Source organism: Candidatus Eisenbacteria bacterium (assembly GCA_005893275.1).
In the GTDB taxonomy this organism is placed as follows: Bacteria; Eisenbacteria; RBG-16-71-46; order SZUA-252; family SZUA-252; genus WS-7.
Map to the genome: position 1 here is coordinate 73,807 of VBOW01000019.1, position 8,194 is coordinate 82,000.

Sequence of the window (8,194 nt, forward strand, 5' to 3'; positions counted from 1 at the left end):
TGTGGATGTCGGTGAGCGCGATGAGCACGCCGTTCGCGGACACTATCTGGTTCACCGTTTCTCGCCTTTCTTCGCCTTCGGCTCCTCGAGCTTCACCCGGCTGCCCGGCTTGAGCTGGCGGAGCACCTTGTTCGGCCCGACGATGACCTTCTCGTTCGCTTTCAGGTCTCCCGAGACCTCGAGGTCGGTGTCGCTCGCGATGCCGGTGCGTACCTTGCGGAACTGCGCCTCGCCGTTCCCCATGACGAACACACCCTTGACCTCCTCGCCCTTCTTCCCGGATGGATCCGCGGAGGCCGTTTCGGCGGCCGTGGCGGAGCCCGTCTTGCGGGCCCTCCCCGGCTTTCCGGCTTTCGCCTTCGCGAGCTCTTCCTCCGTGCGGACCACGACCGCCTGGATCGGCACGTGGAGGATGTTCTTCTTTGTGGCGGTCTTGATCTCGACGTCCGCCGTCATGCCCGGGCGGAGGGTCGGCGGCGGTTGATCGATCATCACGTCCACGACGAAGTTGGTCTGCTGCTCCTGCGTCCCCAGCTCCGAGACCTTGGGAGAGTTGGCGATTTCGGCAACCCGTCCGGCGAGCGTCGTGTCGGGGAGCGCGTCGACTTTGACGGTGGCGGTCTGCCCCAGCCGGATGGAGGCGACGTCCGTCTCGTCCACGTCCGCCTCCACCTTCATGCGCCGGAGATCGGCGACGCGCAGGATTACCGTACCCGGATTGTTCATCGTGCCCACCATGACGATCTCGCCTCGCTCCACGTTGAGCTGGGTGACGGTGCCGTCGATGGGGGAGTGAAACACCGTCTTCCTCAAGTTGTCCTGCGCGCTCTGGACCGCCGCTTCGGAACGCGCGACCTCCTCGCGGTTCACGTCGACCCGGGCTTTATCCGTGTTCCGCTGGGTGCGCGCGGTCTCGATCTCCTCCGGGGAGACGAGCTTTCGCTCAAAGAGCGATTCCTTGCGTTTGAGCAAAGACTCGGACTGCTCGAGCGACACCTCGGAGAGCCGGAGGCTGGATTTCGCCGCGTCGAGGGCGGCCTGACTCTGCCGCAGTTGCGCCTGGTACTGCGCGGCGTCGAGCCGAAGGAGGAACTGCCCCTTCCGGACGGAGTCCCCCTCCTTGACCGCCAGCTCCACGACCTCTCCGGGTACGTTGGCGCTCAGCTTGACCATGGTCTCCGGTTGCACCTTGGCGGGTGCGCGAACGGTTGAGGAAAGGTCCCCCACCTTCACGTCCTCGACCTGTACGCCGAGGCGCCCCCCCTGCCCCTTCGAGACGTTGGCCACCACGATCGCGGCGAGCAGGATCCCCCCGCCGCCGATGAGGAGCCCCCGCTTCATGCCGGACTTCATCGAACGATGCCCCCGCTTCCTAATAACGCCGCGAGCCGACCGCCTGTTCCAGCGCCGCCTCCGCCACGTGGGCGTCGGCCAGCGCCTCCACGTAGCTCTGTTTCGCCTGGGAGAGGTTCACCTGGGCGTTTAACAGGTCCAGAAACGTCCCCGCGCCCAGCTCGTAGCGTCCCTTGGAAAAACTGTAATCCTCCTGGGCGGAGGCGAGCCCTTCCTTGGCGACGTCGATGCGCTGGACCGCCTCGCGCACCGAGAGCCACGCCTGCTGCACCTCGACCGCGACGTCCACTTCACGCTGGCGGCGCTGGGCCTCGGCCTCGAGGAGCGTCCCCTTCGCGGACTTCATCCCCCCCTCGAGCGCGAACCCATCGAAGAACGGAAGCGAGAGACGCACGGTTCCCTGCCACTCCGTCGCGTACCGCTCGAAATCCAGGTCGCCGGTGCCCGAGACTTCCACGCGGTCCGTGATCTTGCTGCGATCGACCGCCAGGTCCCCGACCACCTTCGGAAGCCGCTCCGCCCTCGCGCCGAAAAGGCCCGACCGGGCGGCCCGCTCGAGCGCGCCCACGCGCGAAAGCTCTGGACGCGACGAGAGCGCGGTCCGGACCGACTCGCCGGAATCGGGAAGCGCGACGTTCTCCCCCAGGGCAGGATCGATCTCGAGCGACACGCCGGGTTTCAGTCCGATGATCTGCTTCAGCTTCGAGCGCTGAATCTCAATCTGATTTTCCGCGCGGATCCGGTCGAGCTGGGTCGTGGCGCGGCGGGCGCGCGCCTTGAGCACGTCCCCACGCGCGACGGTTCCGACCTCGAAAAGCGCCTCCGCACGCGATTCCTCGTCCCGAGCCAGACGCTCCGATTCACGGGCAACCTCGGCCAGGCGCTCCGCCTTGACGAGACCGAAGTACTGCTGCTTCACCGCGTAGACGACCCCGTTCCGCGCCTCCGCCTCGGATTCCTCGGCGCCCCGGCGCAACAGGTTCTGCCTGCGCTTCTCGCTCCAGGCCGGAACGCTGAAGACGTTGCTCTGCACGCCCGCCTCGGCCGTCTGGAGCTGCCGCCGCTTCGTGAGAAACGAGATGGAGTCGATGACGGTGAGCGAGCTCTGCTTGTCCGGGATGATGTGATTGTAGATCAGATGCCCCGTCACGGAGGGAAGAATGCCGCCCCACGCCCGGAGCGCCGAACCCCGCGCCTGCACGGTGCGCGCATGCGCCGCGCGGGCGTCGACGTTCCCCTCGAGCGCAGCCGCGACGACCCGCGCCAGGCTCCAGCGGTCCCCCGGAGGAGCTTGCGGCTCGGCGAGGGAGGTGTCGGCGCGCCCGGCTCCGCCGGCCGGCACGCCGACGCTGTCCCGTTCGGAGGGGGGCGGTTGCAGCAGGTCAACCGCCTGCGCCCCGGCGCGGGCCGGAGGCATGGACGCCATCCCCATGACGATCAGCCCGAGTACCAACGCCGCCTGCGCGCACGGCGGCCGAGACGCTTCGATCATCGCTCCACCTCCCCTTGGTCGGTTGGTAACTCCACCCCTACGTCGCGCGCCGCTATGGAGTTTCCGGAACCAGCGGCCGCTCACCGCTGGAGCGCCGAGAGAGAAACGAGGAGGAGGTAGCCGGGCGCGACCGCGAGGACGCCGAAACCAAAGCTCTTGCGCGCCATGACGGAAACGCCCAGAGCCTCGATCGCCGTCGCCCAGAGGAGAAGCGGGTCGGTGGCTGTGTCCGCGACCCTCATGAGGCCGCTCAGCTCATCCCCCATGAAGGCGCCGATTCCCAGGTTCACGAGCAGCGTCCCGCGCCCGAGCGCGATCCCCGTCCGGACCAGCTGGTCGACGATCCCGACCACGCCGCCGTACGCCGCGATGCAAAGGTAATGGATGTAACGGAGCCGGGCGCCGAGCATCAGATTCGCGATGAAGTAAAGGAGCCCCGCCGTGACGAGCAGCGAGAACACCAGCACCACCGGGCCGCCGATGACGAACGCGTACTTGGCCGGGCCCTCCATCACCTTCGTCACCGCCTCGATCTGCTCGGGAGGGGCGTTCTTGGCCTCGAGCTTCGCCACCGTGTCGTTTCGGAGGATCCCCGACTGGGCCAGCACCAGGCCGAGCGCGACCTGCGAGACGAGGAGCACCAGAATCGGGGCCAGGATGCGCGGCCGGGCCGACAACGCTATTAACGCGGCCCTGGGTTTCGCGAACACGCCGAGGAGGGTCGCAAGCGCCGACATCCCCGACGCCTCCGGGCTCATCGCCTCCCGGTTTTCGATCTGGACGATATTCTCGTTCATCATGCCCCCCAGTGGATTATAAGTGCAAGTTCAGGCGAAAGTTGAATGGAACCGCCACGGTGCACTTCACGGGGTTCCCATGCGACGATCCCGGGGTGAACTCGAAACGATACATGGCGTCGGTCGCAGCCTGGATCAGGATCTCCGGTGCCGTCGCCTGCACGACCCAGACACGAATCACGCGCCCCCGCTCGTCGACATTCGCGTTCAGGACCACCGTTCCCTCCGCGGCCCCAGACTTCGCCGCGGCCGGATATTCCGGCACGATGCGACGGACCACCTTGGGGGGCGAATCGAACGCGTAATAAGCCTCCGGCGCGGACCCCTCGAGAGCTGCCTCCCCGGCCCCTCCCGGCGTGCCCGCCACGGCGGACGCGCCTCGGCCTGCACCCGCTTCGGGGACGGCCTCCGTGGGCACGATGCTCTGGGCAGCCTGAGGGGCGAAGCGCAGCTCCCTCGCCACGACGGCCGCCCTGGTCCTCCCGGCGGGAGCCGGGAGCGGCGCCTCGGACCGCCCGGCCGGCGCTCCGACCCGCGCCGGGCCGCTGGCGGCCATGACGAGGCGCAGCGGCGGCTCGTCCAGCGTGTAGGGCCGCGGAACGTAAGGAGGGGCGAGCAGCATGGCGGCGGCGTGGATCGCGAACGCGACCAGGATCGCCAGCTCGACCCTACGGTAGTAGCTCCGCTCCAAGCGCCGGATATCCGGCCGTTCCAGATTCATGGCGACGCGCGGTGCTCCGTCGTCAGCATCACACGGGGGGCGCGGGCCCGCTGCACCTCGTCCAGAACGCGCGCCACCGTGCGGTAGGGCACGGTGGCGTCGGCGTACAGCGCGATCGAAAGTCTCGGATTCGACTCGAGCTTCGAAGCGAGCACGACCCCGACCCGTTCGATCGGTACGGCCGCGTCGTTGAACGCGACTTCCCCGCGCGGGCCGATCCAGAGTCGGATCGATTCCTCCTTCCGGATTCGTTCCCCCGTCGTCGCCCCCGGCAATCGAACCGACAACGCCTCGCGCGCCTTGAAAATCGTGGTGCTGAGAAAAAAAATAAGCAGGAGCATCGCGATGTCGGCCATCGACGCGGTTGGAATCACATTGTGGTGATGCGCGCGGCGGCGGATCTTCACGAGGCGCCCCCGGTCTGGATCGAGACTTGGCGAGCGCCGGCGAGCTTGACCTGATCGAGCGCCTTCACGAGCGCGGCGTAAGGCGCCGCGGGCTCGATGGTGAGGACCAGGAGGAGGTCGGGTTTTTCCCGCAGCTTCATCCGGATCGCGTTGCTGAGGGTTTCCATTGGAACCGCCACGTCGTCGAGCGTCACCGATTGATCCGCCGCAACCACGACCCGCGCCGTCTTCGAGAGCTGGACGACGAGGGGGAGCTCTCCGACACCCGGCAGCTCGAGCGAGATGCCGCGCTGGGTCGCGAAGATGGTTGTCGAGAGAAAGAAAATCAGGAGCAGAAAGGAGACGTCCGCCGTGGACACGAGCGGGATCTCCGGATGGGGATGCCGGCGCTTCAGGATCTTCATCGAGCTGCCGGAGTGCCGGGCGGCTTCAGAGTCGAGAGGAATGTCTCCCACTGCTTGGAATAGGTGGCGAGGGCGTCGCTCAGCTCCGCCCCGGACTCCTCCATGTCGATCACGAACTTGTCGATTCTCGACACGAAGTAATTGTGCGCGGTCTGCACGGGGATCGCGACGATCAGCCCCGCCGCGGTCGTGATGAGGGCTTCGTAGATTCCGGTCGCCACGAGCTTCGCGGATACCTCCTCCGCCGCCGCGATCGCCTCGAACGCGTGGATCATCCCGGACACGGTGCCCAGAAATCCGAGGAGCGGCGCGATGTTCGCGACCGTCGCGAGCCAGATCAGACCGCGCTCCAGCGCGGCGGTCTGGATCGAGGCGGCCGTCTCGATCGCCTTCTCGACCGCCTCCGGGCCCTTCTTCGCGCGGAGAAGCCCCGAATGGAGGACCGCGGCGATCGGGCCGCGCTTCGAGTGAAGCATTCTCTGAGCGGGCTCGAAGCCCTGATCTTGCAGCACGTGGAGCAGCTCCCCCATCAGGCGCCTTGTGTCCGTGCGGGCTTTGGCGAAGAAATAGAGTCTTTCGAGGATGATCGCGAGGCCGAGAATCGAGCACACCAGAATGGGGTGCATGAATATCCCGCCCGTCACGTAGAGCTCGATCAGCCCGCTTTCATTGGGGATGCGGCCATGTACGCCGCTCTTGGCCCATGCGGTTGCGGCGACGAGGAGTGCGGCTCCCACGGCGATCATAGGCCGGAACCGATTGGGGAATCGAAGCTTGAAGCAGGAAACCATTTCTTGGGAGACTAGCCGTCGGGACCCGCGGTGTCAAAAGGAAACGGAATTGTACGCTTTTGGACTAATCTAGCTCCAAAAGCCCTTGCCCCGGCGTGATCCTGGTTGTCCCGATCTTTGTCGGGGTATGGAATTCCCGCTTCTCTTCCAACATCTCCCGGACGGTTAGGAACTGCATCCTGTCGTAGGAGTGCCCGCCGTACTGATACGACCCAGCGGTCGAGGCCTCCCGGCGCATGGCCTTCGATGGTTCGTTGAGCGAAATAAATCCCGCCAGCTCTGCGGTGGATTCCCTCTCTAGAACACCGCGAAGGTCGCGTATGTCTGTGGGCCTGACGCCGCCCCCTTTGACTGAAAGCACCATATCCTTCAGGCCGCCCCGAGTCTCAAAATAGATACGCCCATCGATTCCCTCGTCCGCGACCTTCTTTTGCATTGGGAAGCCGCCAGCGCGTTCTACGGCCCAATGCTGGAACTCTTCTTCGCCGTCTCAATCGAGATCCGCATCGTCTCGATGGTCTTGGCGTTCTTCAGCCCACCGAACGGGTTGCCCCAGGTGGAGAGCGCCACGCCCCAGTGCGCCGTGGCGCAGTTCGGGTCTTTGGCGAGCACGGCGTTGAACGTCTTGCTGGATTCGGGAAACCAGAACGAGTGCAGCAGCGCCACCGCCTTGTTGAAGTCGTCCTTCACGGCCGGCGCGCACGACGTTTCGAACTTGATGCTCGCGGTCCCGATCTGATCCGGCGACATGGCCGCGTGATCGCCATGCTGCGCAGACGCAGCCGTTGGGAGCGCGATGGCAAACATCCACAGCAGAACCGTGGCGACACGCTGTTTCATTGAAAGCTCCTTGTGCTGGAACGTACGAAATTCAATCAATTGAGGCCGATCACGCTGCTCTCGAGCGATCCTGAGCGCGCGCAGATTGGCGATGTGTACGTGAGCGAACCACTTCATGGAACCCATCCGCCTCCCAAGGCGCGGAAGGAGTCTCGACATGCAGAGCGTCGGCGTGTTCCACCTCAGCCGCGCAGGTGGGCCACCTCGTCCTTTGGCTGCCACGCCTCGCTCGGTGTCGGCGACCGTCCGTAGCCGAGCATGTCGGGTACCACCACCATGGCGCCGTGCGCCTCCAGACCCGTGCGGACCGCGGCCCAGGAGTAGGAGCCGGTGGCGGAGCCATGGAGGAGCACAATGGGAAGCTCGTCGGTCATCGGAGATCTAAACCAGCATCGACTGCTGGGCAGAGATACCCGCCGTCGCGCCGTGCGATGATGCCAAAGTGACCGAGGGCATCAGGGGGTTGGCGAGGTCGCCCGCGGCGTAAATGCCGGGCATGTTGGTTTCGCGGCGCTCGTCGACCTTGAGGGCGATGCCGAGGGGCGTATTGACCGTGGCGAGGCCCAGTGATTCATGCAGGCTTGCGGACGGCTTGTTGCGCGGATGCGCGAACAGGATGTCGACCGCGACATTGGGGCCGGTATCGAGCTCGACGGTGGCGTTATGGCGTCCGTGACGGGCGATCCCGGTGATCCGGCCATCGACGACAGGTATATTGCGGCGCGCCAAATCGGCCCGGATATCGGGCGGAATGTCGTGACCATCGGTGAAGAGCGTCAGCGTGTCGGTCCAGTCGTGGAACAGCCTGACAGAATTTTGCGACTGCGGGCCGGACCAGACGAGGCCCCAATGCTGGCCGGCGACTTCAAAGCCGTCGCAATAGGGGCAGGGCACGATGGAAGTGCCCCAGCTTTCAGCAAAGCCCGGAACATCAGGCATCTGGTCGGCGACGCCATAGCTCAGGATCAGGCGGCGCGCCTTAAGGCTTTCGCCATCGGCAGTGAACACAGAGAAATCGTCGATCGCGCCGGAAATGCTGTCGGCCCGGGCATTGACCAGCCTGATCGTGGGATAGCGCGCTAGCTGCTGCCGCGCCTCGGCCAGGATGACCAGCGGTGGCTTGTGATCGTGGCCGAGCAGACCATGCGAGTGGCCGGCGAAGCGATTGCGCGGCAGGCCGGTATCGAGAACGGTGACCTTGCGGCGGGCACGGCCGAGCTGCAGGGCGCCGGCGAGACCGGCAAAGCTGCCGCCGATGATGATGACGTCATCCATGGTGATGGGCTCCGTGTTGTGGATGGACGGGACCGAAGATCTCCTCATGCGCGATCTTCTCGTGACGTGAGCGATGGTCGAAGTCGGTGCTGATCGCGTCCTCGATGGCGCTGC

The 8,194-nt window shown here is 65.9% G+C and carries 10 protein-coding genes and 1 pseudogene; all 11 read right to left on the reverse strand.

What is annotated here, in order from left to right; all coding sequences use genetic code 11:
• Positions 1 to 51: 51 nt before the first annotated feature.
• A complete protein-coding gene (locus E6K76_03755) occupies positions 52 to 1,353 on the reverse strand; it encodes an efflux RND transporter periplasmic adaptor subunit (GenBank protein TMQ59829.1) in 1,302 nt (433 codons plus the stop codon).
• 19 nt (positions 1,354 to 1,372) lie between these two features.
• Entirely contained in the window at positions 1,373 to 2,845 is a 1,473-nt protein-coding gene (locus E6K76_03760; protein TMQ59830.1) for a TolC family protein, read from the reverse strand.
• Positions 2,846 to 2,925: 80 nt separating this feature from the next.
• A complete protein-coding gene (locus tag E6K76_03765; GenBank protein ID TMQ59831.1) occupies positions 2,926 to 3,645 on the reverse strand; it encodes a hypothetical protein in 720 nt (239 codons plus the stop codon).
• Positions 3,646 to 3,658: 13 nt separating this feature from the next.
• Positions 3,659 to 4,363, reverse strand: coding sequence for a TonB family protein (locus E6K76_03770; protein ID TMQ59832.1), 705 nt, complete (start codon positions 4,361 to 4,363; stop codon positions 3,659 to 3,661).
• Positions 4,360 to 4,770 (reverse strand): biopolymer transporter ExbD, encoded by a 411-nt coding sequence (locus E6K76_03775; protein TMQ59833.1) that lies wholly within the window; start codon positions 4,768 to 4,770, stop codon positions 4,360 to 4,362. Before E6K76_03775 ends, E6K76_03770 begins: the two co-directional genes overlap by 4 nt.
• Entirely contained in the window at positions 4,767 to 5,174 is a 408-nt protein-coding gene (locus E6K76_03780; protein TMQ59834.1) for a biopolymer transporter ExbD, read from the reverse strand. The genes E6K76_03775 and E6K76_03780 overlap by 4 nt, the downstream gene beginning before the upstream one ends.
• Positions 5,171 to 5,833, reverse strand: coding sequence for a MotA/TolQ/ExbB proton channel family protein (locus tag E6K76_03785; GenBank protein ID TMQ59844.1), 663 nt, complete (start codon positions 5,831 to 5,833; stop codon positions 5,171 to 5,173). The genes E6K76_03780 and E6K76_03785 overlap by 4 nt, the downstream gene beginning before the upstream one ends.
• A gap of 196 nt (positions 5,834 to 6,029) precedes the next feature.
• Positions 6,030 to 6,401 (reverse strand): adenine methyltransferase, encoded by a 372-nt coding sequence (locus E6K76_03790; GenBank protein ID TMQ59835.1) that lies wholly within the window; start codon positions 6,399 to 6,401, stop codon positions 6,030 to 6,032.
• A 20-nt stretch (positions 6,402 to 6,421) separates the two neighbouring features.
• Positions 6,422 to 6,922: a hypothetical protein gene (locus E6K76_03795; protein TMQ59836.1), complete on the reverse strand. Its 501-nt coding sequence runs from the start codon at positions 6,920 to 6,922 to the stop codon at positions 6,422 to 6,424.
• Positions 6,923 to 6,990: 68 nt separating this feature from the next.
• Positions 6,991 to 7,179: pseudogene (locus E6K76_03800) on the reverse strand (alpha/beta fold hydrolase).
• Between the two features lie 7 nt (positions 7,180 to 7,186).
• Complete coding sequence (locus E6K76_03805) at positions 7,187 to 8,080, reverse strand: NAD(P)/FAD-dependent oxidoreductase (GenBank protein ID TMQ59837.1); 894 nt, start codon at positions 8,078 to 8,080, stop codon at positions 7,187 to 7,189.
• Between the last annotated feature and the right edge of the window lie 114 nt (positions 8,081 to 8,194).